The sequence below is a fragment of the Streptomyces sp. NPDC093094 genome (genome assembly GCF_044754345.1).
Classification (GTDB): domain Bacteria; phylum Actinomycetota; class Actinomycetes; order Streptomycetales; family Streptomycetaceae; genus Streptomyces.
Genome location: NZ_JBIVOX010000024.1, coordinates 1 through 25,439 on the forward strand (window position 1 = coordinate 1; position 25,439 = coordinate 25,439).

22 protein-coding genes and 1 pseudogene are annotated in these 25,439 nt (G+C 69.7%); 18 read left to right on the forward strand and 5 right to left on the reverse strand.

The window, feature by feature from the left end; translation table 11 throughout:
- Positions 1-149 precede the first annotated feature (149 nt).
- Positions 150-737: a TetR family transcriptional regulator gene (locus ACIQGV_RS34435; RefSeq protein ID WP_402502258.1), complete on the reverse strand. Its 588-nt coding sequence runs from the start codon at positions 735-737 to the stop codon at positions 150-152.
- Positions 738-810: 73 nt separating this feature from the next.
- Here ACIQGV_RS34435 and ACIQGV_RS34440 point away from each other — a divergent pair, with 73 nt between their 5' ends.
- From ACIQGV_RS34440 to ACIQGV_RS34455, 4 genes are all read left to right on the forward strand, one after another.
- Positions 811-1,641 carry a class I SAM-dependent methyltransferase gene (locus ACIQGV_RS34440; RefSeq protein ID WP_402501964.1) on the forward strand — a complete coding sequence of 277 codons (831 nt, stop codon included), beginning with the start codon at positions 811-813 and terminating at the stop codon, positions 1,639-1,641.
- Positions 1,642-1,913: 272 nt separating this feature from the next.
- Entirely contained in the window at positions 1,914-2,453 is a 540-nt protein-coding gene (locus ACIQGV_RS34445) for a transposase (protein WP_402501967.1), read from the forward strand.
- Positions 2,450-2,998, forward strand: coding sequence for a transposase (locus ACIQGV_RS34450; protein WP_402502261.1), 549 nt, complete (start codon positions 2,450-2,452; stop codon positions 2,996-2,998). Before ACIQGV_RS34445 ends, ACIQGV_RS34450 begins: the two co-directional genes overlap by 4 nt.
- Positions 2,999-3,242: 244 nt before the next feature.
- Positions 3,243-4,103, forward strand: coding sequence for a hypothetical protein (locus ACIQGV_RS34455; protein ID WP_402501970.1), 861 nt, complete (start codon positions 3,243-3,245; stop codon positions 4,101-4,103).
- 464 nt (positions 4,104-4,567) lie between these two features.
- Here the strand turns inward: ACIQGV_RS34455 and ACIQGV_RS34460 are convergent.
- The 4 genes and pseudogenes from ACIQGV_RS34460 to ACIQGV_RS34475 all read right to left on the reverse strand — a co-directional run.
- Positions 4,568-4,777, reverse strand: a pseudogene (locus tag ACIQGV_RS34460) (integrase core domain-containing protein); the annotation flags it as partial.
- Positions 4,778-4,793: 16 nt separating this feature from the next.
- Positions 4,794-5,864, reverse strand: coding sequence for an IS110 family transposase (locus ACIQGV_RS34465; protein WP_402501972.1), 1,071 nt, complete (start codon positions 5,862-5,864; stop codon positions 4,794-4,796).
- A gap of 198 nt (positions 5,865-6,062) precedes the next feature.
- The gene (locus ACIQGV_RS34470) at positions 6,063-6,794 is read right to left on the reverse strand and encodes an IS3 family transposase (protein ID WP_402501974.1); all 732 of its coding nucleotides are present in this window, start codon (positions 6,792-6,794) and stop codon (positions 6,063-6,065) included.
- Positions 6,791-7,099: a transposase gene (locus ACIQGV_RS34475; RefSeq protein WP_402501976.1), complete on the reverse strand. Its 309-nt coding sequence runs from the start codon at positions 7,097-7,099 to the stop codon at positions 6,791-6,793. Before ACIQGV_RS34475 ends, ACIQGV_RS34470 begins: the two co-directional genes overlap by 4 nt.
- 567 nt (positions 7,100-7,666) lie before the next feature.
- On the opposite strand from ACIQGV_RS34475, the gene ACIQGV_RS34480 reads away from it, so the two are divergent.
- From ACIQGV_RS34480 to trxA, 14 genes are all read left to right on the forward strand, one after another.
- Positions 7,667-8,806, forward strand: coding sequence for a hypothetical protein (locus ACIQGV_RS34480; protein ID WP_402501978.1), 1,140 nt, complete (start codon positions 7,667-7,669; stop codon positions 8,804-8,806).
- Positions 8,807-9,110: 304 nt separating this feature from the next.
- Positions 9,111-10,286: a glutathione-independent formaldehyde dehydrogenase gene (locus tag ACIQGV_RS34485; RefSeq protein ID WP_402501981.1), complete on the forward strand. Its 1,176-nt coding sequence runs from the start codon at positions 9,111-9,113 to the stop codon at positions 10,284-10,286.
- A 602-nt stretch (positions 10,287-10,888) separates the two neighbouring features.
- Positions 10,889-11,620 (forward strand): SRPBCC family protein, encoded by a 732-nt coding sequence (locus ACIQGV_RS34490; protein ID WP_402501983.1) that lies wholly within the window; start codon positions 10,889-10,891, stop codon positions 11,618-11,620.
- A 28-nt stretch (positions 11,621-11,648) separates the two neighbouring features.
- Complete coding sequence (locus ACIQGV_RS34495; RefSeq protein ID WP_402501986.1) at positions 11,649-12,362, forward strand: alcohol dehydrogenase catalytic domain-containing protein; 714 nt, start codon at positions 11,649-11,651, stop codon at positions 12,360-12,362.
- A 171-nt stretch (positions 12,363-12,533) separates the two neighbouring features.
- On the forward strand, positions 12,534-15,002 hold the full coding sequence (gene uvrA / locus ACIQGV_RS34500; RefSeq protein WP_402501988.1) for an excinuclease ABC subunit UvrA: 2,469 nt from the start codon (positions 12,534-12,536) through the stop codon (positions 15,000-15,002).
- A 613-nt stretch (positions 15,003-15,615) separates the two neighbouring features.
- On the forward strand, positions 15,616-17,397 hold the full coding sequence (locus ACIQGV_RS34505; protein WP_402501990.1) for a PucR family transcriptional regulator: 1,782 nt from the start codon (positions 15,616-15,618) through the stop codon (positions 17,395-17,397).
- Between the two features lie 613 nt (positions 17,398-18,010).
- Positions 18,011-18,205 (forward strand): general stress protein, encoded by a 195-nt coding sequence (locus ACIQGV_RS34510; RefSeq protein ID WP_402501992.1) that lies wholly within the window; start codon positions 18,011-18,013, stop codon positions 18,203-18,205.
- A gap of 54 nt (positions 18,206-18,259) precedes the next feature.
- Positions 18,260-18,400: a hypothetical protein gene (locus ACIQGV_RS34515; protein ID WP_402501994.1), complete on the forward strand. Its 141-nt coding sequence runs from the start codon at positions 18,260-18,262 to the stop codon at positions 18,398-18,400.
- Positions 18,401-18,481: 81 nt separating this feature from the next.
- Positions 18,482-20,383, forward strand: coding sequence for a molecular chaperone DnaK (gene dnaK / locus ACIQGV_RS34520; protein WP_402501996.1), 1,902 nt, complete (start codon positions 18,482-18,484; stop codon positions 20,381-20,383).
- 8 nt (positions 20,384-20,391) lie between these two features.
- Positions 20,392-21,000: a nucleotide exchange factor GrpE gene (locus tag ACIQGV_RS34525; RefSeq protein WP_402501998.1), complete on the forward strand. Its 609-nt coding sequence runs from the start codon at positions 20,392-20,394 to the stop codon at positions 20,998-21,000.
- Between the two features lie 6 nt (positions 21,001-21,006).
- Entirely contained in the window at positions 21,007-21,960 is a 954-nt protein-coding gene (locus tag ACIQGV_RS34530; RefSeq protein ID WP_402502000.1) for a DnaJ C-terminal domain-containing protein, read from the forward strand.
- Positions 21,957-22,364: a chaperone modulator CbpM gene (locus ACIQGV_RS34535; RefSeq protein WP_402502003.1), complete on the forward strand. Its 408-nt coding sequence runs from the start codon at positions 21,957-21,959 to the stop codon at positions 22,362-22,364. Before ACIQGV_RS34530 ends, ACIQGV_RS34535 begins: the two co-directional genes overlap by 4 nt.
- On the forward strand, positions 22,355-24,994 hold the full coding sequence (gene clpB, locus ACIQGV_RS34540) for an ATP-dependent chaperone ClpB (RefSeq protein ID WP_402502005.1): 2,640 nt from the start codon (positions 22,355-22,357) through the stop codon (positions 24,992-24,994). Before ACIQGV_RS34535 ends, clpB begins: the two co-directional genes overlap by 10 nt.
- Positions 24,991-25,437 carry a thioredoxin gene (gene trxA / locus ACIQGV_RS34545; RefSeq protein WP_402502008.1) on the forward strand — a complete coding sequence of 149 codons (447 nt, stop codon included), beginning with the start codon at positions 24,991-24,993 and terminating at the stop codon, positions 25,435-25,437. Before clpB ends, trxA begins: the two co-directional genes overlap by 4 nt.
- Positions 25,438-25,439 lie beyond the last annotated feature (2 nt).

A 25,439-nucleotide genomic window follows, 5' to 3' on the forward strand; every position in this document is an offset into this window, starting at 1 on the left:
CAGCCACGTGATCATTCTGGCTGTCTGGGGCCCGTCGGCACAGCAATTGGGCGACACATCACGACAGGGCGAACGTTGCTTGATGCGGCACTAGCAATCTTCCGACGCGCGTTAGCAACGCCTGGCGAGGTGCGACCTGGGCGCTCGGGTCACGGCTGGGGTGGTCGCAAGGCGCCGGCGATGACCGTGGTCACCATCTTGCGGACGGCGGCGGTCTGCGGCGGGGCGCTTGTCCGGTCGGCGAACAGCATGTGCCCGGCCCCGACGAGGGTGGGGGCGAGTGTGTCGATGTCGGCGTCACCGGCCAGGCGCCCCAGCTTCCGCTCGGAGGTGAGGTATGCGGCGATCATGGCGGTGCCTTGCATGGCCAGTGGGATGCCGGTCAGACCGGCCTCGCGCAGCCGGGCGCGGAGGCCGTCGCGGAAGGTAATGAGCGCGACGATCGCCACCGTGACCGGACCGAACAGGTCCTGCAGCGCGTCGGCGAGGTTGTCCACCACGCTCCCGGTCCCGGCGGCCGCGCGCAGAGTCATGGTCCGGTCCTCGATGCCGCGAACGCGATCGAGGACCAGTTCCGCCAGGAAAGCGTCGAAGTCGGCGAAGTGCCGGTGCAGCACACCCTTGGCACAGTTCGCCTCCTCCGTGACCGCCCGGCTGGTCAACGCGTCGGGCCCGTCCCGAAGCAGGACGCGCTCGGCGGCTTCGAACAACTGGCCGCGCACGTTGTGGATGTGCACCCCTGACGGCATCGTCTCCCTTTCCACGCCGCCCCGCCTTAACAAGTGGGCAACCGCCCATTAGTGTGGGCGCATGCCCACTTTATCGCAGGGACAGCCCGACAAGTCCGGCCCCGAGCCCCATCGCCACCGGCAGACAGCCGAGTCGTTCGGCGTGGACGCCGAACGCTACGACCGCGCCCGACCGCCCTATCCCCAGGCCCTGGTGGACAGGATCGTCGCCGCAAGCCCCGGCTGGCACGTCCTCGACGTCGGAGCCGGGACCGGCATCGAGGCCCGGCAGTTCCAGGCGGCCGGCTGCACAGTGCTCGGTGTCGAGCCCGACGAGCGGATGGCCGCCTTCGCGCGACGCAGCCGCATCGAGGTCGAGGTCGCCAGGTTCGAGGACTGGCAGCCGGCCGGGCGGCAGTTCGACGCGGTCATCGCAGGCACCGCCTGGCACTGGGTGGACCCCGTCGCCGGCGCGGCCAAGGCGGCCCAGGTGCTCCGGCCCGGCGGCCGACTCGCCCCCTTCCACCACGTCCCCCAGCTCCCGGCCGAGGTGATCGACGCCCTCGCCGAAGCACTCCAACGGGTCGCCCCCGATTCCCTGTTCAACCCCGGCCTGCTGAGAGGCTCGGCCGTGGACGCCTACCAGCCACTGTTCGCGAAAATCGCCGACGGGATCCGGCAGACCGGCAGCTTCAGCGAGCCGGAACAGTGGCGCTTCACCTGGGAGCGCACCTACTCCCGAGAGGAGTGGCTCGACCAACTCCCCACTTTCGGCGGCCTCACCCAACTCCCCGCGGACAAATTGGCGCAGGTCCTGGACAGCGCCGGGACCGCGATCGACAAGCTCGGCGGCCACGCCACCATGCCCTACACATCCGTCGTGATCACCGCGACCCGCTCCCATACGTCCTGACCACTGCAAACGCCGGGTGTCGCCGAGCGTGAGGAGACTGATGAGCTCGGCTACACCCGCCGGGGAGCGGGGAAAATTCTCCGGTTTGTTGCACCGGACCTCAGCCCAACGGTCCGTCCCTGCGGGCCACACGATTGCTAAAGATCAGCGGATCGGCCCACGGCTAACGCAACATGGAATCCGGAGTTTCAGCAGGATCCACTGCTACTGACCTTTGCGGCGTGATGTCGTTGGGGGCTGACGATGTGTGACCGTTGCGGTATGCCGGTGGTGTGAGATATCCGCAGGGTGGTGGGCTGACGCCTGAACGGCAGGCGTTTCGCGAGCGGATCCGGCTGGACGCCGCGGAGCGATTCGCTGCTGGTGCCTCCAACGCCGAGGTCGCCAAGGACTTACGGGTGAGTGTGCGCTCGGTGCAGCGTTGGCGCCGGGCCTGGCACGATGCGGGCGCTGAGGGGCTGCGATCCACCGGACCGGTCTGCGTGCCCAAGCTCAGTGAGGCCCTGTTCGCAGTAGTCGAACAGGAGTTGGCCAAGGGGCCGGTCGCGCACGGCTGGCCGGACCAGACCTGGACGCTGGCACGGGTCAAAACGCTGATCGGACGCCGGTTCCACAAGAGCATGACGCTGTCGGCGATCGCGCGGATGCTTCACCGGCACGGCTTCAGCCACCAGGTCCCGGCCCGACGAGCCGTTGAGCGAGACGAGGAGGCCGTGACGGGCTGGGTGAAGGAGACCTGGCCGCAGGTGGAAGGTCCGTGGCGGCGCTCGATGCCTGGCTGTGCTTCGAAGACGAGGCCGGCTTCTCGATGACGCCGCCCACCGCACGGACGTGGGCCCGGCGCGGACGCACACCCTTCATCCGGGTGAGGGGACGTTCCCAACGCCGCTTCTCCGTCGCCGCTCTGGCCTGCTACAAGCACGGCGAACGCTCGCGGCTGATCTACCGGCCCAAGCGGCATCTCGATCACAAGCGGGGCGGCAGACGCAGTTTCACCTGGACCGACTACCGCGACCTGCTCATCGCCGCACACCGGCAGCTCGGCGCACCCATAGTGCTCGTGTGGGACAACCTCAACGTCCACAAAGACCGCCGACTGCGGGAGTTCATCGACACCCACGACTGGATCACCTGCTACTTCCTGCCGGCCTACGCACCGGACCTCAACCCCGTCGAGGGCATCTGGTCCCTGCTGAGACGCAGCAGCCAGGTCAACACCGCCTTCACCGACCCCGAACACCTCATCAGCACGCTCCGACATGGTCTCCGCAAGATCCAGTACCGCAGCAACCTCATCGACGGATGCCTCGCCGAAACCGGACTCACCTCGACGACACCACGACAACAAGGTCAGTAACGGAGCGGCTCAACCTACACCACCCCGACTCCTTCGACCTCGACTCCGTCGGAACCGCGCCGCACACAGCCGAGGATCCCCGGTGGCAGGGGCCAAGTTCGTGAGGCCGGCGCCTCAGAAATCGCGAACTCAGGCGCTTTCCCCGGCGGCTGCATCGGCGACAGCACCCGTAACGAGATCGACTACGCCCGCGGCCTCGGCAAGGAGATCCGCTACACCCACCCCGTCGACGGAGGCGACAGCCGTGGCTGACTCCACGACGACCGAAACCGGCGAAGTCCTTACCTTCGCCGGGACCGAGGACTCCTTCAGCACCCACTACGGCATCTCCGTCACCACGGTGGGCCTGGACGTCGAGGGCCTGCTGGCGTTGGGCCACCTCACCGACCGGCACGTCCTGGCCGTCACAACCGCCCACTCCCGACGCGCGTACGGCCACTGCGTCCAGCCCGACCAGGAGCTGCAGGACCTGCTCCGCTTCGGTACCAGGCGGGTGTGGGTCGTCTTCGCCCGCGGCGTCGAAGACCTCTACGCCTGGCGGTACGAGGAGAGCAAGGCCAGCGCCGAGCACGCGCAGCCCGCCACCCTCATCGACACCGAGCACCTCACCTACGAGGACAAGGCGGTCCAGTCCGAATGCCCGGCCTGCGGCAGGCCCAGCCGTTCCACCGCCGGCGCAGACGGCCGCGGCCGGTCCGGCTGGGGCGCCCACCACCACTGCAGGACCTGCCACCATGCGTGGCCGGCCGTCCCCTTCACCCCTGTACGGCTGGAGCGCGACCGTCGGTGGCCCGTGGCCCACGACGGCGGCTGTTTTGCCTGCCCCTGCCTGCCGGGCTACCCGTGCACGAGCGGCTGCACCATCGGCACCGACCCGGTCATCGGCCAGCTGCTGTGCACCCGCTGCCGCGCCCAGCACTCCCCGGCCACCTGGCAGCAGCTCGCCGCCGTCGCCTACGGCACCGCCCGCAGGCACGACACCCGCGACGCGCAACGCGACCGCTGGCTGTACAGCGAAGCCCTCCGCGGCATCCCGCCCACCCAGGCCGCCCGGACCTGGACCCACCGCGTCCAGCTCACCGCCGCCCGCCGCGTCCTTGCGTAGACCGTCACGGCCTGACACGCACACAGCCACCCACCCGGCTGCCGGGACCGACCGGCCACGACAGCCCCGCCGAATGTGAGGGCAGATGCCCACCGTCTACGACCAGTTCACCAACCGCGTCACCGACATCACCGCCCAGCTCACCGCCCACGGCATCCCGCTCACCGCGCCAGCCACACCCCCCCGTCGGCCCCGCCAACCCGGCCGACCCGTGGGCCAGCAGCCCGCCGATGCCGGTCGAGCGCTCCACCCTCACCTGGTGCACCGCCGTCCTGATGCTCGCCGGCCACCACCACACCGGCATCGACCGCCAGGTTGATGGCGAAAATGGCTCTGTCCGCAGTTCCGTGAATCCCCAGGTCAGCAGCAGGAACGCGGGATCGTTTCGGCAGCGTACTTCCTGCCGTGGCGAGTGCGACGGTTGAGGATGTGTGAGGTGTCCCCCGGAGTGTGGACACAGGGGCTCATGCTGCGATCGCGAGTTTATCTGCTCGTAGGCGCTGCTGTTCGAACTCGGCTGGTGAGAGGTAGCTGAGGGCACTGTGGCGTCTGCGGGCGTTGTAGTAGGTGAGCCACTGGAAGATCTCCAGCCTTGCCTGACGCACCGTAGAGAACAGCCGCTGGTGCAGCGTCTCCCTCTTGAGGCCCTGCCAGAAACTCTCCGCGAGGGCGTTGACGCTCCTATAGTTGTCAACTTCTTGTGGGGGCTGTTCTCGGGGCGGGTCGGAGCAGGTGGTAGACCTCGCGGATGACGTAGCGCTTGAGGCAGCGGATGATCTCGCGTTTCGTCTTGCCCTCGGCGGTGCGGCGGGCGACGTAGTCGATGGTGGGCTGGTGGAATCGCATGCGGACGATGACGGTTCGGTAGATCGCGGCGTTGAGCTGGCGATGGCCTCCGTGGTTGATGCGGTGCCTGCCGCTGGTCATGCCGGAGCCGGTGGGCACGGGAGCGATGCCCGCGAGCTTGGCGAGAGCGGCCTCGGACTTGATGCGCTCGGGGTTGTCGCCGACTACGACGAGGATTTCGGCGGCAGTGTCCACTCCGATGCCGAACGGCTCGAGCAACTGCGGGGCGGCTCGGTGCACCAGGTCATCGATCATCTTCGTCAGCTCTTTGGCCTCGGCGTCGAGGTACTGCCACCGCTTGGCCAGCGTGCGCAGGGCGTGACGTAGTGCATCCTCAGGGCCCTCCAGCTGTCGAGGGCGCAGGCCTGCCAGGTGCCGGGCCAGAGTGATCTGCGTTTTGCCGGCGGTCTCGTGACGCAGGCCATCGGGGGCGTGGACGAGCATCGCCTTCATGGTGACCATCGCGGCCGCGCGCTGTTCGACGGCCTGGTCGTGGGCGATCTTTAGCCGGCGGATCATCTCGGCCTCGCCGTCCGCCGTCTTGGGAGTGGCGGTGGCGAAGCCAGCGAGAACCGCGCGGGCGGCGTTCTCGGCATCCAGCGTGTCGGACTTGCCGTTCATCCGTCGTAACCGTCGGTCCGGCCGGCCAGCCTCGACCACCTTGTGACCGGCCCGGCGAAGGAACGAGGCCAGGGTGGCGCCGTAGGAGCCGGTGCCCTCGACCCCGAAGGCGAGCACCTTGCCGAACGAGGTTCCCCAGTGCAGGAGTTGCTGGAATCCGCCGATGTCCGTGGGGATCGTCAATGTCGCCAGGATTCCGCCGATGGTGTCCATAACTGCCGCGACGTGCACGTGCTTGTGTGTGTCGACGCCGATCACGACGTGCCCAGACATGTGCTGCTCGTCGGTGTTCACCGCGTTCCTTCCGGCCGGTGGCGTGAAGTGCACGCTGTCGCCGGCCGGACGGACAGGACTGTCACGGGGACGCTTTTGACGAGGTGGCTCCAGGCTCTTATCAGGTCACGTCCGTCCGGCGGCAGCGCTTGCTGCGTGCCCGGCCGGACGGTCGACAGATCAACGCCAGGACACCCGTGGGGTCGGTCGTAGCAAGAGTCAGACCGTCACGGCCGGGGCTACCCGATCCTTGCGGGATCCGGTGCCAAGAGACTGACAGTCGTACGAGTCCCCGACGGAACCCATCGATGCCTGAACTCCCGCTCGCACCAGGCGAGTTGTGAGCTTGATGGACGTGTATTGACAGCCGTGGTCGGCGTGATGGATCAGCTCGCCGGGCTCGACCTCGCGGGACGCGAGCGCGTACTCCAGCGTGGTCAGCACCAGGTCCGCGTCCGCTCGGGCGGAGGTCTCCCAGGCCACCACCCGGCGGGAGAACGCGTCCCGGATCGCCGAGAGCCACAGCGGGCCCTCGCCGGTGGGGATCACGGTGAGGTCGGTGACCCACAGCCGGTTCGGCACCTTCGCGGTGAAGTCCCGCTCGACCAGGTCCGGGGCGAGCGCGGCCTTGGGATCGCGGCGGGTGAAGCCCTTCCGCCTCGGGCTGATGCCTGCGATGTCGGCCTCGCGCATCAGGCGTTCAACCCGTTTGCGGCCGACGTGGACGCCCTCGCGTCTGAGGACGGCGTGCACGCGCGGTGATCCGTAGACGCCACCGGATTCCGCGTGGATCTCCTTGATCTGCTCGGTCAGCTCGACGTCACGCCGACGCCGGTCGCACGGCTCGCGCTCGGCGCGGCGCCAGCGGTAGTAGGTGGAGGAGGGGATGTGCAGTTCCCGAAGTACGCACTCGACTCCCAGGCGGGGATGCTCGTCGACGAGCGCCGTCACCTGGGCCGGGTCGGGTCGAGTTGCGCCGCGAAAAACGCCGAGGCCGTCCGTGGTACATCGTTGGCCCGCTTGAGCTGGACGTTCTCCTTGCGCAGGGCCATCAGCTCGGCGCGTTCGTCGGTGGTGAGCCGGTCGTCACGCTCGCCGGTGTCCGCCTCGGCCTGGCGGATCCAGCCGCGCAGGGCCTCGGGATGCACACCGAGATCGACGGCCAGCTTCTTGATCTGCGGCCTCGGCTCCGTCGTGCGATACATCCGCACCGCACGCTCACGCAACTCCAGCGAATACTTCCTGGGTGCAGCCATGGTCGATGCTCCTCTCATGAGAACCATCTGACCCTCTGTCACCGCACTCCGCATCTCGGGGGAACCTCACTTCGGTATGCTCGCCGCCGTCCCGGCCGCCACAGTTCAGCGCCTCCTGCGCGGCTGCTTGGCCGGCCGGCCTCCGACCGCCCTGCGGCATCGGCCCCGCACCCTGCCCGCCATCCCTTCGACCGCCGACACCCTCGCGGCTCCGCCGTCTGTGCCGCACTTCTCGACCCCGTCTCCCGGGTCCGGCCTCAGGAACGACGGGGTCACGGATCCTCTGCTGCAATGACCGCCGGCCGTTTTCTGGACCGTTCCGTACGTGGGCTCCCGGGCGGACGCCGGAGCGGGGTGGTCGGTGGCGCGGCGTGCGATGCGTGCCTGGGCGATCCCGGAGCGGGTCTTCGCGGTGGCGGACGCGCTCGTGGAGCGGTGGTGGGAGCAGGCCGTGCGACCGCCTGTACCCTGCGGGCGGGGGCCGGCGTGCCACGTGGCGTGGACGTTACCGCGGTGGCGTCCGGGGCACTCGGGATCGGCGGGGCAGCCGACGAGGAGGGTCCGGTCATGCAGGTGTCCTCTCAGGGCGTCACGGTCGTAACTCTCCTGGCAGATCCGGACGCGCCGACGGAGATCGCGCAGCGCATGGCCCGGACGCTTCCTGATCGGCTCGCCGACAGATCGGGCCAGGGGCGGCGGTTCGACGTCGAGGTGGTCAGTGAGCCCTTCACCTCGGGGGCTGAGGACCCGCCCGCCCTGATGCGCAGGATCATGGACCGTGGTAGTGCGGAGAACTGGGACATCGTCGTGGCCCTCACCGACCTTCCGCTGCACTCGCACGGGCGCAAGCTCGCTATGAATCTGAACCACGAGGACGGCTTGGCGCTGCTCTCTCTTCCTTCACTGGGGGGCCTACGGCTGCAGACGAGGGCTCGGCGGGCCGTGGAAGAAGCCGTGCTCGACATGGCGGGGCCGCAAACCGATGGGGCTGAAGGAGCTCCGCGAAGTCAGCCGCTTGCGGGGCCCTCCATCGATCGTCCCGCGCTTGTTCATCCGGGCCGAACCGGTGAGAAGGGAACCGACGACCTTCTGTACGTCATGGGCGGGCCGCGCGGTTACCTGCGGGTGCTCGCCGGTATGGTCCGCGCCAACCGGCCGTGGCGGTTGGTGCCGGGCTTGTCGAAGGCCCTGGCGGCCGCGCTCGCCACGGGAGCAGTCGCCACCGTGAACTCCACCGTCTGGACCCTGGCCGCGTCCCTCAGCACGCCACGCCTTGTGATTGCCACGATCGGATCTGTCGCGACCATGATCGGCTGGCTGATCATAGACGCGGAGCTGTGGCATCGAACGACAGAGAGCTCTCCGGAGGCGAGGCAGAGGGCGCGGCTGTACAACGCCTCGACGGTCGTGACCGTGGGTATCGGCGTGCTCGTCTGCTACGTGGGTTTGATGGTCATCAACTTGGTGTGGGCGCTGTTCATTCTCAACGATCAGGCTTTCACCGCCGTGACACGAACTCCACTGCATGCTGAGCAGTACTTGACGCTGTCCTGGTTCGTCGCTTCGGTCGCCACCGTGGGTGGCGCGCTGGGATCAGGCTTGGAGAGCGACGAGGCGATCCGGGCAGCCGCCTACTCCAAGCGCGAACAGGAACGTCGACGCAAGCTCCAGGACGACCACGATGACCGGTCGAGGTCCGAGTCGTAGACACGGCGGTAGTCGGTGGTCGTCCGGGTCGGAAGATTTCGCTGATCGATGGGCGCGTGCCTGTTTCGCGTCGAGGGCCGACGGGGACCCGGACGGCACGCCGCCGGGGCGCCGGCGCTCCGTGTCGCAAGCCGCCGGCGGCGCCGTTGCACCTGATCCGGGTGAACGACCCGCAGAGGCATGCCGGAGCCACGGACTGCGTCCCACCAACCCCCACGCGTTCAACTCCCGGGAGTGAGGCTCTTCGCGCCGTCTCCATCACCGCCATGGTGCGGTCATGCCGCGACATCGAGGGATCGCAATCATGAGAGCAGCGGTATACGAAGGCCCGCGAACGGTCACGGTGAAGGACGTGCCGGACGCGAAGATCGAGCACCCCTGCGACATCATCGTCAAGATCACCACCACCAATATCTGCGGCTCGGACCTGCACATGTACGAGGGCCGCACCTCGTTCGAGTCCGGCCGCACGCTGGGACACGAGAACATGGGCCAGGTGGTGGAGGTCGGCTCGGCCGTGCGCAAGGTCCAGGTCGGCGAGTATGTGGTCCTGCCCTTCAACATCGCCTGCGGCTTCTGCAAGCAGTGCGAACGGGGTCTGACCAACTACTGCCTGACCATGCAGCCGGAACCGGCCCTCGCGGGAGCCGCCTACGGTTTCGCAGACATGGGCCCGTACCAGGGCGGCCAGGCGGAGCTGCTGCGTGTGCCCTACGGTGACTTCAATGCGCTGCGCCTGGGCGAGGACGCCGCGGAGCGGCAGACCGACTACGTGATGCTCGCCGACATCTTCCCCACCGGCTATCACGCCACCGAGATGGCCAACGTCAAGCCGGGCGACCAGACGATCGTCTTCGGGGCCGGTCCGGTCGGGCTGATGGCGGCCTACTCCGCCGTGCTCAAGGGCGCCGGCCGCGTCTGGGTGGCCGACCACCAGACCGACCGGCTGCGCAAGGCGGAGGAGATCGGGGCCATCCCGATCAACACCGCCGAGCAGGACCCGGCGGAGACCGTCAAGGAGGCCACCCTCGGTCTGGGCGCCGACAACGGGTGTGAGTGCGTCGGCTACCAGGCACACGATCACGAGGGAAACGAGGACGCCAGCCTCACGCTCAATGGCCTGATCGACTCGGTCAGGTTCACGGGCGACATCGGCGTGGTGGGCGTCTTCCTGCCCCAGGACCCCGGCGGCGAAGAGGCCCAGGGCGAGCTGGAGGCACAGGGCAAGGTGCCGATCGACTTCGGCATGATGTGGTTCAAGGGCCAACGCATGGGGACCGGCCAGGCGCCGGTGAAGAAGTACAACCGGGCGCTGCGGGACCTGATCGCCGGCGAGAAGGCGACGCCGAGCTTCATCGTCTCCCACGAGCTCAGCCTGGACGAGGCCCCCACCGCCTACGAGCACTTCGACGCCCGTGACGAGGGCTGGACGAAGGTGGTGCTGCATCCCGACGGCCACAGCAACGGCCACAAGGAGTAAGGAGACCAGGGTCGTCAGCCGCTCCAGCACCGGGCGGGCGACGACCGGCGGCCGGCCCCGGTTTCGGCTGGGGCCGGATGAGCCTTCCCCGCCTGCGCTTCCCGCGACGCCGGGCATATGGCGGTCGGCTCCCTTCGGCATTGCGGTACGGACGGTGGGGTTCCGCCGCCCGGCGCGGCGGCGTGAGCACTGGACAGGCCAAGCCCCTTCCGGTCCTATGAGTCGGGCCGTGGAATCGGCCGTTGACGCTTGTCTGCGAGGGGCGCCCGCATACGGCCCCCGCAACCGGAGTGCCGCGCCGGGATTGTGGAGGGCAGGCGAGGATTGGATGCGGAGCGCACGGACACGCCGGCGTCGTCCGCCGTGGGCCCTTCGCCCCTTGAAGCGACTCACCTTCCGTTCACCTCACCGCACGTGAGGAGCACTGATGACAACAGACACCCGCTCTGCCTCCCTCCTGCGACACGATCCGCTCGTGCGTGGCCTCAGCTGGGCCAGTGCGCTCCTGGGCGTGCCCCAGGTCGTCGCCCCGGCGGGCTTCGCGCGGGTCCTGGGCGTGGACGACGCCCCCTCGCCACCGATGGGCCACGACCGCCGTCGGCATGCGCGAACCGGCGGCGGCGACGGGACTGCCGGGACGACTGCATCCTGTCTGGCTGTGGGGCCGCGTCGGTGGCGACCTGATGGATCTGGCGATGCTCGCCCGGGCCTTGAAGAACCACAACAGTCGCGGCCTCGGACGCACCGTCGCTGCGACGGCCGTGGTCACCGCCATCACGGCTACGGACGTCTACACGGCCGTGACCCGCACTCGTAGGAGCGCTCCCATTAAACTGACCGTGGCCACCACCGTCACCCGACCCCCCAACGAGGCGTACACCCTCTGGAAGGACCTGGAGCGACTGCCGGAATTCATGGTGCACCTGGACGAGGTGCACGTGACCGGCCCGCGCACCAGTCACTGGCAAGCCAGCGCGCCGTTCGGCAAGACGGTCGAATGGGACGCCGAGATCACCCAGGACGTCCCCGACCAGCTGATCGCGTGGCGGTCGGTGGACGGTGCCGACATCGACAACTCCGGCGAAGCCCGTTTCGTGCCGGCCCCCGGCGGCCAGGGCACGGAGATACGGGTGTCCCTGCGCTACGAACTGCCCGGGGGAGCGGTGGGCAAAGCGGCGGCGCGCTACTTCGGCGAGGAGCCGCACCAGCAGTTGGACGACGACCTTCGCCGCTTCAAGCAGATCGCGGAAACCGGTGAGGTCGTCCGCTCCGAGGGCGCACCCGGCGGCAAGCGGGCCCGGGGCGAGTTCCCGCAGCACCCGCCCGGCCGCTGACCGAGGACGAACTGAAGGAGGCCCTGGCGTGAAGGCCGACTGCTGGACGGGACGCAAATCGGTCGAGGTGCAGGACGTCCCCGGTCCGTCGATCCTGAACAGCCGCGACGTCATCGTGAAAGTCGCCTCGACGGCGATCTGCGGCTCCGACCTCCATCTGGTCGACGGCTGCGTGCCCACCATGGAGAAGGGCGACATCCTGGGCCATGAGTTCATGGGGGAGATCGTGGGGGTCGGCGCCGGCATCAGCGACGACAAACTGCGTGTCGGCGACCGGGGCGTGGTGCCTTTCCCCGTCTCGTGCGGCGCTTGTGCGTCCTGCCGCGCGGAGCTGTACTCGTGCTGCGAGAACAGCAACCCCAACGCCGGGATCTCGGAGAAGATGTTCGGTCATCCCATCTGCGGCATCTACGGGTACTCACATCTCACCGGCGGCCAGGCCGAGTACGCGTGGGGGGTACTCGCCGACGTCAACGCCTTCAAGATCGAGTCGGATCTCCTCGTGCTCCCACGTGCAGGACCTGTCCCACCACCGGGCCACGCGGTTGCGTGCGCCACTACGAGCACCAGCTCCGCGCCGCCTCGGACGGCATCGCACGCCGAGCCACCGGACACCCCGCTTCGGTGTCCTGCCCGGAAGGGCGAGGGGGCAGGCGAAGGCCCCGACTGGTTCGGGGGCACCAGCCGGGGTGGATCGAGAGTGGGTGCGAAGGGCGGTCGCCTCGCGGCGGGGGCTCCATAGGGCTTCAGCCGAACGATCTTCCTCATGGGCAAAGGGTGTGGCCCGGGGACACAGTTCCCTTCACGCCCGCGTACGGGTCAACGGTGAAGCACTCTCAAATGTTTCCCGGGAGCGGGGCCCGGTGACGGCGCCTGACGCGCGGTTCGCGGCGCGATCAGGTAATCAGGAACGGTGAACATGGACGCGACCGACCCCTTCGTGCATGTGCGGGGCGCCGGTGAGAACAACCTGCGGAACATCGATGTCGACGTTCCGCGGGACGCGATGGTCGCCTTCACCGGCGTCTCCGGTTCGGGGAAGTCCTCGCTCGCGTTCGGCACGCTCTACGCGGAGGCCCAGCGGCGCTACTTCGAGTCCGTGGCACCGTACGCCCGAAGGCTGTTGCAACAGGTCGGTGCGCCGCATGTGCAGGAGATCACCGGACTGCCACCGGCCGTGGCTCTGCAGCAGCGACGCGGGTCGCCCAGCTCGCGCTCGACGGTCGGCACCCTCACCACCTTGTCCAATCTGCTGCGCATGCTGTACTCGCGCGCCGGCACCTATCCGCCCGGGGCCGCACGGCTGGAAGCCGAGTCGTTCTCGCCCAACACCGCGGCCGGCGCCTGCCCGCAGTGCCACGGACTGGGCGTCGTGCACGACGTGGCCGAGGACCTGCTCGTCCCGGACCCCTCGCTGAGCATCCGCGAGGGGGCGATCGCCGCTTGGCCGGGCGCCTGGCAGGGCGCCAACCTGCGCAGTGTCGTGAGCGGCCTGGGGATCGACATCGACCGACCGTGGCGCCGGCTCAGGAAGAAGGACCGGGACTGGCTGCTGTACACGGACGAGCAGCCCTCCGTGTACGTCGAGCCGGAGGAGGGCCGCGTCGACCACGGCTACCAGGGCAAGTTCTGGAGCGCCCGCAAGCACGTCATGCACGTCCTGGCCGACTCCAAGAGCGAGAAGATGCGCGAACGGGCGCTGCGGTTCGTCAGGAGTGTGCCCTGCCCCGCCTGTCACGGCAGCGGACTGCGGCCCGAGGCGCTCGCCGTGACCTTCGCCGGACGGTCCATCGCCGAGATCAACGCCATGCCGCTCACCGAGGTCGTGGCGCTGCTGCGGCCGGTCGCGGAGCGGTCCGAGGCCGACGCCACCACGTCGACCGCCCGATCCGGGGAGACGACCGAGGTCGCGGTCCGGATCTGCGGTGATCTGGTCGCGCGGGTCGACGTACTGCTCGACCTGGGCCTCGGATATCTCAGCCTCGGGCGCCGTTCGACGACCCTGTCGCCCGGCGAGGCGCAGCGCCTGAGGATCGCCACCCAGCTGCGCTCGGGGCTGTTCGGCGTCGTCTACGTCCTCGACGAACCCTCCGCGGGCCTGCACCCGGCTGACGCGGAACCGCTGCTGGACGTGCTGGACCGCCTCAAGGCGGCAGGCAACTCGCTGTTCGTCGTGGAGCACGACATGGACGTCGTACGGCGGGCGGACTGGGTGGTCGACATCGGCCCCGGCGCGGGCGAGGGCGGGGGACGCGTGCTGTACAGCGGTCCGGTCGCCGGTCTTGAGCGGGTCGGGGAGTCGGCCACGAGCCAATACCTTTTCGGGCGCGCCCAGCCACTCGATCACCGCCCGCGCACCCCGCACGGGTGGCTGCGCCTGCGCGGCGTCTCCCGCCACAATCTGCACGACGTGTCCGTCGACGTACCGCTCTGCGTGCTGACGGCGGTGACGGGCGTGTCCGGTTCCGGAAAGTCGACGCTGGTGACGCAGGCGCTCGGCGAGGTCGTCCGCGGCCACCTCGGACTCGCGCCCGAGGAGCCCGACGAGGCACACCTGGAGGTCGACGTCCAGGACGCGTCGGGGGTCGAGTCGTTCGACCGGCTGGTCCGGGTCGACCAACGGCCCATCGGCCGAACTCCCCGGTCCAACCTGGCCACGTACACCGGGATGTTCGACGCGGTGCGCAAGCTGTACGCGGCGACGGACGAAGCCAGGGCGCGCGGCTACTCGGCCGGACGGTTCTCCTTCAACGTGCCCGAGGGGCGGTGCGAGACATGCCAGGGCGAAGGGTTCGTCGCGGTGGAACTGCTGTTCCTGCCCGGCACCTACGCGCCGTGCCCGACCTGTGAAGGCGCCCGGTACAACACCGAGACACTGGAGGTCACCTACCGCGGCAAGAACATCGCGGAAGTACTGGCGCTGTCCGTCGACGCCGCCGCCGAGTTCCTGTCCGCCGTGCCGGCCGCCTTCCGCAGTCTGGAGACGTTGCGCGAGGTGGGACTGGGGTACCTGCGGCTGGGTCAGCCCGCGACGGAACTCAGCGGCGGTGAGGCGCAACGCATCAAACTGGCGACCGAACTGCAGCGAGCCCGCCGCGGGCACGCGCTCTACCTGCTCGACGAGCCGACGGCGGGGCTGCACCCCTCGGACATCGCGCTGCTGTTGCGACAGTTGCACCGGCTCGTCGACGCCGGTAACACGGTCGTCGTCGTCGAGCACGACTTGGACACGATCGCCACCGCCGACTGGGTCATCGATCTCGGTCCGGGCGGCGGTGACGCAGGTGGGCGGGTGGTCGCGACGGGCCCGCCGGCCAAGGTGGCGAGGGCCCGCCGCAGCGCCACCGCGCCCTATCTCGCGGCCCGTCTCGCACGCTCCTGACAACAGAATCGTGATCGCGAAGCCGTCGGGGAGTCCCGCGCCCGCCACCCGGCGGACGACCGTTACGCGCCATCGGACCGGCCCGGCAAGCCAGGCGGAGCATCCGGGGTTTACCGGAACCGCGGCGTCTACTACGACGGATGGAAGCCGTACGAGACACCAGTGAAGTTGAGCGGCCAGGAAACCCTCCAGCGCGTTCGGGACGGCTTTCCCCACGCGGTCGACGGCGGCATCGAACGAGTCGTGCTGTGACTCCGAAGTGGGTCGGCACCGCTTGCGCCTCGAAGCCGCCGACTGGCCCGCGCATGTTGTTCATGCCGACCTTGATTGGCTTGATCCGTCCGGCGAGGGCGCGGGCGACCTGTCCGAGGGTGAGGGGCCGACCATGCGGCAGGGGCCGCACCAGGTGGCCCACGCCGGGTTCCTGCCGGTGCGCACGGAAAGTGTCGAGCACTCTGCAGGGGGACGAACCAGGTCGCTCCACGCCTGCGTCCGGCAGGTCAGGAACGCAGAGGCCCGGTCGCCCCACGAGTATGAGAGAAAGGATCCACACATCTCGGGTAGCCGGCCCGTGAGCGGGTACGCGAAGGGCTTCGAGGGACGGAGTGGTCCCATGGCCGGCAGTCGGGGGCACAGCCTGTACCGCCGTTACTCCTGCCGGAAGGGCGGCCTTCCGCGGGGCAGCGCATGGCGGCACGCCACGGCCGCGCGCGGAGGGCCTCGCCCGCCCGCTCGCACCCCGACCGACCGTGCCCTCCACGAACTGGTCGCGCTCTCCCGCGCCCTGTTCGGCACTCCGGACGAAGCTGAGATCCTGCGCCTGGCCATGGATCACATAGCCGCCGCGGGGCCATACACTGCCGAGGCCGGATACCTCAATGTGGGCGGTGACCTCGTCCCCAGCCCAAGGAACGGGCAGACGCCTGCCTCGGCCGTGAGCCGGAGGGTGCGGGAGCTGGCCGGGCAAGACGGCAACGTGAACGTGTCCGGCAGGCTCTGGGGCCGGGCCCTGGGGCTACGCGGACTTGAGGGACTCCACGGCTACCTCGTGGTCACGTCCCGCTCCCGTCCCACCAAGGCCGAGCGATCCCTGCTCGCCACGCTCGTCCGGCACACCGCTGCCGCACTGTCAGTCGCTTTGGCACATCGCCGCCGAAGCGAGGACGCGCTGGAGCTGCACCGCCTGAGGGACGAACGCACAGCCCTGCAGCGGCAGCTGATCTCTGTGGTGGCTGAGCTGGGCTATGAGCGAGCCGTTCACGCGCTCATGGCCGGCGTCGCTGTCTCGGGTGGCGGCGAGGAAGCTGTCACCCGCGCACTGCACGGGCTCACCGGACTTCCTGCGCTGGTCGAGGACCGCTTCGGTCGGCTGAGGTCCTGGACCGGCCCCAGCCGCCCCGTCCCCTATCCCGAACCGGACCCCGTGCGCCAGGACGAAATGCTGCACGCCGTCGCCCGTCAGGCCGGGCCGGTGCGGATAAGGGACCGGCTGATCACCTTGATCCGCCCGCACGGCGAGATCCTGGGCGTGCTGGCTCTGGTCGATGCCCGGGACGAGGCCGACGAGCACACCGTGCTCGTGCTGGAACACGCTGCCGCGTCACTCGCCCCGGAGCTGACGCACCTGCGCAATCTGGCCGAAGTGGAGCTGAGGCTGCACCGCGAGCTGGTGGACGACCTCCTGGCAGGGACGGACGAGGCGAGCGCCTACGCCCGGTCCGAGGCAGCCGGACACGACCTGCACCGCAGCCACTACGTCATCGTGGTGCAGTGGTCGAACCGGACCGCCGACGATTCCTTCGCACAGACCGTGGGGCGGGCGGCCTCTGACGTGGGCATGCGCTCGCTTCTGACCCGACGCTCCGACCAAGTCGTTCTGGTCGCCGACGACAGGCCGCACCCCCGCGCTCTGTACGACGCGCTCGCCCGGGAGACCGGAACACGGTCCGGGGCGATCGGGGTAAGCGCCCCTTCCGACTCCCTGAACGACATCCCCCACCACTACCAGGAGGCGCAGCGCGCCCTGGACGTGCGCCGCCACTCTCGTGAGTGCTACGGCACGTCGTTCTTCGACGAGCTCGGTCTCTATCGCATCCTGGGACCCGGCAACAATTACCGGGAACTGGAGATGTTCGTCCAGGAGTGGCTCGGGCAGCTCATCGACTACGACTCCCGGCATCACACGGCCTTGGTGGAGACGCTGTCCCGGTACTTCGACTGGGGCGGCAACTACGACGAGACCGCGGAATCCCTCACGATACACCGCAGCACGCTGCGCTATCGGCTCCAGCGCATCCGTGACATCACCGGCCACGACCTCGCGAACGTCGAGGACCGGCTGAACCTCCAGGTGGCGACGCGAGTGTGGAAGATCGTGCTGGGCGGGCCCGGCTGACGCCTCTCTGGAACTCCTGCGGGAGCGGTGTCAGCAGCGCTGCAGTGGGTGGGCCGGGCGGCATCTGGGCCGCCCGGCGGATGCCTGCACGGCCGGCGGCGACCTTGTCGGGCAGCCGGGTGTCGGCTGCGGAGTCTTGCATACCGACCGCGGTGACCAGCACCGCCAGGAGGAGGTCGGTCGCGTCGCGTCGCTTGCGGCCCACGATCTTCTTACCCGCACACGCGCTCTGGCTGGCGGAGGGAACGCCGGCGGAGGTCTTCAAGTCTGTGCTCGGGCGTCCGGCGGAGGTCCAGGCGTGGCCGTGGCGGGTGTGAGGGTCTCCGCATCATCGGGGGAGACGCCCGCCCGCTCGGCTGCCTTCGCCAGGCGTCGATCCGTTTTCCCCTGGGCTTGGAAGAAGCCGTAGGCCCCGCAGCTCGTGCCGGGCCGGCCCCTGAGGACCCCGCCACGAGCCGCCAACCGGAATCGTCGTCCCGCTCCCTGTCCTCGTAGACCGAGAGCCGGTGCCACTTTTCGACCCGCTGGGCGCAGGCGGGGTGACCGGGCGAGCAGCCACTCTGGGGCCTGCAGGGACCGCTCGGCGGTCGGCCGGCGGAAGGGAGGGGTGACCATGACCGAGCAGGCCCGCAGGACCGTTGCCTCGTACGCGACGTACCAGGAAGCCGAACATGCCGTCGATCACCTCGCCGACCAGGGCTTTCCCGTTCAGAAGGTGGCGATCATCGGTCGGGACATGCGCCTGGTCGAACAAGTGAATGGTCGAACGGGGTACGGCGAGGCCGCCCTCCACGGCGCAGCCACCTGAGCGCTGCTGCACGCGGCCCAGGGCGGCCGCCGGAACATCGCCTCGGTCCGCTCGATGGAGCCCAGCCGGTACGACGTCGTGGTGGACGAGGACGTCGCCGATGAGGCCGTCCGGCTGTACAGCCGGGCCGGCGCGGACGCGGAGAGCGCCTCCTCCAGGGGCGGCCGCCCGCGCGGCGGCCCCGCCCTCAGCTGAACGAGTTTCGGAGCCGGGCGGACAGGGCCCGGAGGATGAACGGTCGCCGACGGACGTCGACCGCCGCGAAAGGAGTTCCTCATGGCCAAGGCAGTGGGCATCGACCTGGGCACCACCAACTCGGTGATCGCCGTGTGGGAGGGCGGCGAGCCGTCCGTCGTGCCCAACAGCGAGGGCAACCGCACGACACCGTCCGTCGTGGCCTTCACCGACACCGGGGAACGTCTGGTGGGCCAGCTGGCCCGGCGCCAGGCGATCCTCAACCCCAAGGGCACCATCTACTCGGCCAAGCGGTTCATCGGCCGGCACTTCGACGAGATATCCGACGAGGCCAGGGCGGTGGCGTACGACGTCGTCGAGGGCGACGGCGGGGCGGCCCGCTTCAAGGTGCGCGACAAGCTGTATGCGCCTGAGGAGATCAGCGCACAGGTGCTGCGCAAACTCGCCGACGACGCGTCCAAGCAGCTGGGGGAGCGGGTCACGGAGGCGGTCATCACGGTGCCCGCCTACTTCAACGACGCTCAGCGCACCGCCACCAAGGACGCCGGACGGATCGCCGGGCTGGAGGTGCTGCGCATCATCAACGAGCCGACGGCGGCTGCCCTCGCGTACGGCATGGACAAGAAGGAGCACGAGACCGTCCTCGTCTTCGACCTGGGCGGCGGCACCTTCGACGTGAGCATCCTCGACGTCGGCGACGGTGTGGTGGAGGTGCGCTCCACCGCTGGTGACAGCCACCTGGGCGGCGACGACTTCGACCGGCGTCTGGTGGACTACCTCGCGGACGACTTCCAGAAGGAGAACGGCATCGACCTGCGCAAGGACCCGCAGGCGCTGCAACGACTGTTCGAGGCGGCGGAGAAGGCCAAGACCGAGCTCAGTTCTGTGACGCAGACGCAGGTCAGCCTGCCGTTCGTCACCGCCGACGCCTCGGGCCCCAAGCACCTCACCGACTCGATCATGCGGTCCACCTTCGAGCAGATCACCTCCGACCTGGTGGAGCGTTGTCTGGGACCGGTGCAGCAGGCGATGGCCGACGCGAAGGTCGGCGAGAGCGACATCGACGAGGTCATCCTGGTCGGCGGTTCCACCCGCATCCCCGCCGTCCAGACTCTGGTCCGCCGGCTGACCGGTGGCAAGGAACCCAACATGAGCGTCAACCCCGACGAGGTCGTGGCCCTGGGCGCCGCGATCCAGGCCGGGGTGCTCAAGGGCGAGGTCAAGGACGTCCTGCTGCTCGACGTCACCCCGCTGTCGCTGGGAGTGGAGACGCGCGGCGGAGTGATGACGAAGATCATCGAGCGGAACACCACCATTCCCGTGCGCCGCAGCGAGACCTTCTCCACCGCCGAGGACAACCAGCCGGCCGTCGACATCGTCGTCCTCCAGGGCGAGCGCGAGCTGGCGGCCGACAACCGGGTGCTGGGCCGGTTCCAGCTCACCGACATCCGGCCGGCGCCGCGGGGCGAACCGCAGATCGAGGTCACCTTCGACATCGACGCCAACGGCATCCTCAACGTCAAGGCCCGCGACCGGGACACCGGCAAGGAACAGGGCATCACCATCAGCGAGAGCTCCAACCTGGACCGCGGTGAGGTCGAACGCATGGTCCAGGAGGCCGAGCACAACCGGGGCCAGGACCAGGCACTCCGCGAGGCCGTCGACGCCCGCAACGAACTCGACGCCGTCGCGTACCAGGTCGAGAAGCGCCTCGCGGAACTGGGCGACGCGGCGCCCGCGCACGAGAAGGCACGCGCCGAAATGCTCGTGTCCGACGCCCGGGCGGCGGTCAAGGAAGAAGCGGGCGTGGAGCGCGTGCGACCTCTGACCTCCGAACTCCAGCAGGTGCTCGCCGGGCTGGCGGCCCATCAGGGCGCCGCCGCCACGGACGGCGGTCCCGGCCAGGACGCCGCCACCGGCGGTCCCACGAGTGGCGGTGGCGGTGACGATGATGTCATCGACGCCGAGTTCGACAAGGGCTGAGGCGCGCCATGCCCATCCACCCCCAGGAACCCGACCGGGCCGCGTCGGATCCGGGCGTCCCGGTCCCGGAAGACGCCGGACGCCGTCCTCGCGGGGATCTGCCCCAACCGGACCCGCCCCGGCCCGAAGCGGCGAACGGCGAACCGGGACCCGATGCCGCCGGCCCCGCGCCCGCCGAGGACGAGTACACGACCGCGATCCAGGAACTGGAGGACCGCTGGCGGCGCGCACTCGCCGACCTCGACAACCTCCGCAAGCGTCATGCCAGGGAACTGGAGCGCGAACGGGCGGTCGAGCGGTCCCGCACGGCGGCCGCCTTCCTGCCAGTCCTCGACAACCTCGAACTCGCCCTGACCCACGCCGGCGCCGATCCGGGCGCGGTCGTGGAGGGCATCCGGGCCGTACGCGACCAGGCGGTGAACGTCCTCGAACTGCTCGGCTACCCGCGGCATGCGGAGACCGGTGTCGCCTTCGACCCGGCCCGGCACGAGGTGGTCGGTGTCGTCCAGGACCCCGACGCCCCACCGGGCACCGTCGTCGAGGTGCTGCGCCCCGGCTACGGGGACGGCGAGCGGCAGCTCAGGCCCGCCGCCGTGACGGTCGCGAAGCGGGAGTGACCGGTCATGGCACAGGACTTCTACGAGGTGCTGGGTGTGTCGCGGACCGCGAACCAGGACGAGATCCAGCAGGCGTACCGCCAACTCGCCCGCAGGTACCACCCGGACGTCAACAAGGACCCCGGGGCGGAGGAGCGGTTCAAGGACCTCAACGAGGCGTACAGCGTCCTGTCCGATCCCAGGACCCGGGCCCGTTACGACCGCTTCGGCGAGGATTTCCGCAAGATCCCGGAGGACTTCGACGAACGGGTCGCGGCGGGAGCGGGCGGCGGCTTCCGCGGTCACAGGACCGCAGGCGCCGGCGGTCCTCGCGTCCGGTACGCCACCGGCTTCGGCGACGACTTCGGCGCGGAGGGCATCGACATCGAGGACCTGCTCGGCTCCATGTTCGGAGCCGGCGCCGCCCGAGGCGGCGTCCCCGGAGCGGACCAGGAGGCCGAACTGCCGCTCACCGTCGAGGAGGCGTACCGAGGCGGCCGTCGCACCGTCACGCTCGCCGGTCCCACCGGGCAGCCGCGGCGGTACGAGGTCGACGTGCCACCGGGCGTCACCGACGGGCAGCGCATCCGTCTGGCGGGCGAGGGTGGCCAGGGCAGTGGTGACGCCACCGCGGGCGACCTGTACCTGCGGGTACGTATCCAGCCCCACCCCCGGTTCCGGCTGGACGGCCGTGACGTGCACGTCCAGGTCCCGGTCGCCCCGTGGGAGGCGGCCCTGGGCGCGACCGTGCCGGTGCCCACGCCCGGCGGCGGCACGGCCAAGGTCACGGTGCCCGCGGGCTCGTCCAGCGGCCGGCGGCTGCGACTGCGCGGCGAGGGCATGCCGAACCCGCGAGGCGCGAACGGCGACCTGTACGCCGAACTCCGCGTCATGGTGCCTCCCGCCCTCGGCGACCGGGAGCGCGAACTGTTCGAGGAGCTCGCCGCCACTTCCTCGTTCGACCCCAGGAGGACGCGATGAACGACCGACCCGCGGGAGCGGGAGGCATGGGCCGGGCCGGCGTGGGCGCCCGTCCGGTACGAACGGGCGCCGACATCACCGCCTCGACGGCTGTCCGGTACGCGCTCGTGCCCCTCCCCAGGCTCTCCCTGGCCGCCGTGGCCCGTCGCTCGGGCCTTCACCCCGATCTGATCCGCCGGTTCGTCGCCCTCGGCCTGGTCGACGCCGAACGCGACTCCGCGGGGCAACTGGTGTTCGACCCAACGGCCCCGGCGGTTCTCGCCCGCATCCAGCGGCTGCGCACCGGACTCTGCCTCAACTACGCATCCATCGGCCTGGTGCTCGACCTGCTCGACCGCATCAGCCTGCTCGAAGCCGCCCTGCGCGGCCGCGGCACGAGGAGTGAAACACCCCCATGGACATGAACCGTCTCACCCAGAAGTCCCAGGAAGCCCTCCAGGAGGCCCAGAGCGCGGCCGTCGGCATGGGGCAGACCGAGGTCGACGGGGAACACCTGCTGCTCGCGCTTCTCGATCAGGAGGACGGCCTGATCCCACGGTTGCTGCAACAGGCCGGCACCGAGCCGAAGGAGCTGCGCGCGGCCGTGCGCGAGGAACTCTCCCGCCGCCCGAAGGTCACCGGTCCCGGCGCGGCACCCGGCCAGGTCTTCGTCACCCAGCGTCTGTCCCGCCTGCTCGATGCCGCCGAGCGGGAGGCCAAACGCCTCAAGGACGAGTACGTGTCCGTGGAGCACCTGCTGCTCGCCCTGGCCGAGGAGGGCTCGGCGACCGCCGCCGGACGCCTGCTCAAGGAGCACGGCGTGACCCGGGATTCGTTCCTGAGCGCGCTCACCCAGGTCCGCGGCAACCAGCGCGTCACCTCCGCCAACCCCGAAGTGGCCTATGAGGCTCTGGAGAAGTACGGCCGCGACCTCGTCCTCGAGGCTCGGTCCGGGCGGCTGGACCCGGTCATCGGCCGTGATGCGGAGATCCGCCGCGTCACCCAGATCCTCAGCCGCAAGACCAAGAACAACCCCGTCCTCATCGGCGATCCCGGCGTCGGCAAGACCGCCATCGTCGAGGGCCTGGCCCAGCGCGTCGTGCGCGGCGACGTCCCCGAGGGCCTGCGCGACAGGACGGTGTTCGCTCTCGACATGGGCTCCCTGGTCGCCGGCGCCAAGTACCGCGGCGAGTTCGAGGAACGCCTCAAGGCCGTCCTGTCCGAGGTGAAGGCCGCCCAGGGGCGCATCCTGCTCTTCGTCGACGAACTCCACACCGTCGTGGGCGCGGGCGCCGCCGAAGGGGCCATGGACGCGGGCAACATGCTCAAGCCGATGCTCGCCCGCGGCGAACTCCACATGATCGGCGCCACCACCCTCGACGAGTACCGCGAGCACATCGAGAAGGACGCAGCCCTCGAACGCCGCTTCCAGCAGGTGCTGGTCGACGAGCCGAGTGTGGAGGACACGATCTCCATCCTGCGCGGACTGCGCGAACGCCTCGAGGTCTTCCACGGCGTGAAGATCCAGGACACCGCACTGGTCTCCGCGGCCACCCTCAGCCACCGCTACATCACCGACCGGTTCCTGCCCGACAAGGCCATCGACCTCGTCGACGAGGCGTGCGCCCGGCTGCGTACCGAGATCGACTCGATGCCCGCCGAACTCGACGAGATCACCCGCCGTGTGACCCGCCTGGAGATCGAGGAGGCGGCCCTGTCCAAGGAGACCGACGCCGCCAGCAGAACTCGCCTGGAGGAACTGCGCAAGGAACTGGCCGACCTGCGCGGCGAAGCCGACGCCAAACACGCCCAGTGGGAGGCCGAGCGGCAGGCCATCCGCCGCGTGCAGGAGCTACGCCAGGAACTGGAGCAGGTCCGCCACGAGGCGGAGGAGGCCGAACGCGCCTACGACCTCAACCGCGCCGCCGAACTCCGCTACGGCCGCCTCCAGGACCTGGAGCGCCGGCTGAAGGCCGAGGAGGAGCAACTGGCCACCAAACAAGGGCAGAACCGGCTGCTGCGCGAGGTCGTCACCGAGGACGAGATCGCCGAGATCGTCGCTGCCTGGACCGGCATCCCCGTCGCCCGCCTCCACGAGGGCGAACGCGAGAAGCTGCTGCGCCTCGACGAGATCCTGCGCGAGCGCGTCATCGGCCAGGACGAGGCCGCCAAACTCGTCGCCGACGCCATCATCCGCGCCCGCTCCGGCATCCGGGACCCGCGCCGCCCCATCGGCTCGTTCATCTTCCTCGGCCCCACCGGCGTCGGGAAGACCGAGCTGGCCAAGACCCTCGCGGCGGCCCTGTTCGACTCCGAGGAGAACATGGTCCGCCTCGACATGAGTGAGTACCAGGAGCGGCACACCGTCAGCCGGCTCATGGGTGCGCCCCCCGGATACGTCGGCTACGAGGAAGGCGGCCAGCTCACCGAGGCCGTACGCCGCAAGCCGTACTCGGTCGTGCTGCTCGACGAGATCGAGAAGGCGCACACCGATGTCTTCAACACCCTGCTGCAGGTCCTCGACGACGGCCGCATCACCGACTCCCAGGGCCGAACCGTCGACTTCCGCAACACCGTGATCATCATGACGTCGAACATCGGCTCCGAGCACCTCCTCGACGGCGCCACCGCCGAGGGCGAGATCAAGCCGGACGCCCGCGCCCTGGTGATGGGCGAGCTGCGCGGGCACTTCCGCCCGGAGTTCCTCAACCGCGTCGACGACATCGTGCTGTTCAAACCGCTCGGCGAGCGGCAGATCGAGCGGATCGTGGAGCTGCAGTTCGACGAGCTGCGCCGTCGGCTCGCCGAACGCCGCATCTCTGTCGAACTCACCCAAGCGGCACGGGAGCTGATCGCCCACCAGGGCTACGACCCGGTGTACGGGGCCCGGCCGCTGCGCCGCTACATCTCCCACGAGGTCGAGACGATGGTCGGGCGCGCCCTTCTGCGCGGTGTCGTCCAGGACGGCGCGACGGTCCGCGTCGACGCCGAACATGGAGAGCTGCTGGTCACCTACGACCAGCCCGAGGACGTGAAGGGAGCGCGGGCGGCATGAGCACGATGCAGGCGACGACCGTCAGTTGTCCCCACTGCGGGCGCACCAACCGGGTGCCCGTCGCTGCGGACGGCCGCCCCAGGTGCGGCCACTGCAAGCAGCCCCTGCCGTGGATGGTGGACGCGGGCGACGACGACTTCACCGAGATCGCCGAGCGGGCCGACGTCCCCGTAGTGGTCGACCTGTGGGCCACCTGGTGCGGCCCCTGCCGCATGGTCAGCCCCGCACTGGAGAAGGTCGCCACCGAGCTCGCCGGCCGAATCAAACTCGTCAAGGTCGACGTCGACAAGAACCCGCGCCTGTCGCAGCGTTTCGAGGTCCAGGCCGTACCGACACTGCTGATCCTCGACCAGGGCGAGACGGTCGCCCGGCAGGCGGGGGCGGCGCCCGCCCCCGCTCTGCGTCATTGGGTGGAACAGTCGATCGCCGCTCGGAAAGGGTGATC

Coding starts and splice junctions, on each gene's coding strand:
- ACIQGV_RS34440 (WP_402501964.1), top strand. CDS start 811: ATGCCCACTTTATCGCAGGGACAGCCCGACAAGTCCGGCCCCGAGCCC.
- ACIQGV_RS34450 (WP_402502261.1), top strand. CDS start 2,450: ATGACGCCGCCCACCGCACGGACGTGGGCCCGGCGCGGACGCACACCC.
- ACIQGV_RS34475 (WP_402501976.1), bottom strand. CDS start 7,099: ATGGCTGCACCCAGGAAGTATTCGCTGGAGTTGCGTGAGCGTGCGGTG.
- ACIQGV_RS34480 (WP_402501978.1), top strand. CDS start 7,667: ATGCAGGTGTCCTCTCAGGGCGTCACGGTCGTAACTCTCCTGGCAGAT.
- ACIQGV_RS34485 (WP_402501981.1), top strand. CDS start 9,111: ATGAGAGCAGCGGTATACGAAGGCCCGCGAACGGTCACGGTGAAGGAC.
- ACIQGV_RS34490 (WP_402501983.1), top strand. CDS start 10,889: ATGCGCGAACCGGCGGCGGCGACGGGACTGCCGGGACGACTGCATCCT.
- ACIQGV_RS34505 (WP_402501990.1), top strand. CDS start 15,616: ATGGCCGGCAGTCGGGGGCACAGCCTGTACCGCCGTTACTCCTGCCGG.
- ACIQGV_RS34510 (WP_402501992.1), top strand. CDS start 18,011: ATGACCGAGCAGGCCCGCAGGACCGTTGCCTCGTACGCGACGTACCAG.
- ACIQGV_RS34515 (WP_402501994.1), top strand. CDS start 18,260: ATGGAGCCCAGCCGGTACGACGTCGTGGTGGACGAGGACGTCGCCGAT.
- dnaK (WP_402501996.1), top strand. CDS start 18,482: ATGGCCAAGGCAGTGGGCATCGACCTGGGCACCACCAACTCGGTGATC.
- ACIQGV_RS34525 (WP_402501998.1), top strand. CDS start 20,392: ATGCCCATCCACCCCCAGGAACCCGACCGGGCCGCGTCGGATCCGGGC.
- ACIQGV_RS34530 (WP_402502000.1), top strand. CDS start 21,007: ATGGCACAGGACTTCTACGAGGTGCTGGGTGTGTCGCGGACCGCGAAC.
- ACIQGV_RS34535 (WP_402502003.1), top strand. CDS start 21,957: ATGAACGACCGACCCGCGGGAGCGGGAGGCATGGGCCGGGCCGGCGTG.
- clpB (WP_402502005.1), top strand. CDS start 22,355: ATGGACATGAACCGTCTCACCCAGAAGTCCCAGGAAGCCCTCCAGGAG.
- trxA (WP_402502008.1), top strand. CDS start 24,991: ATGAGCACGATGCAGGCGACGACCGTCAGTTGTCCCCACTGCGGGCGC.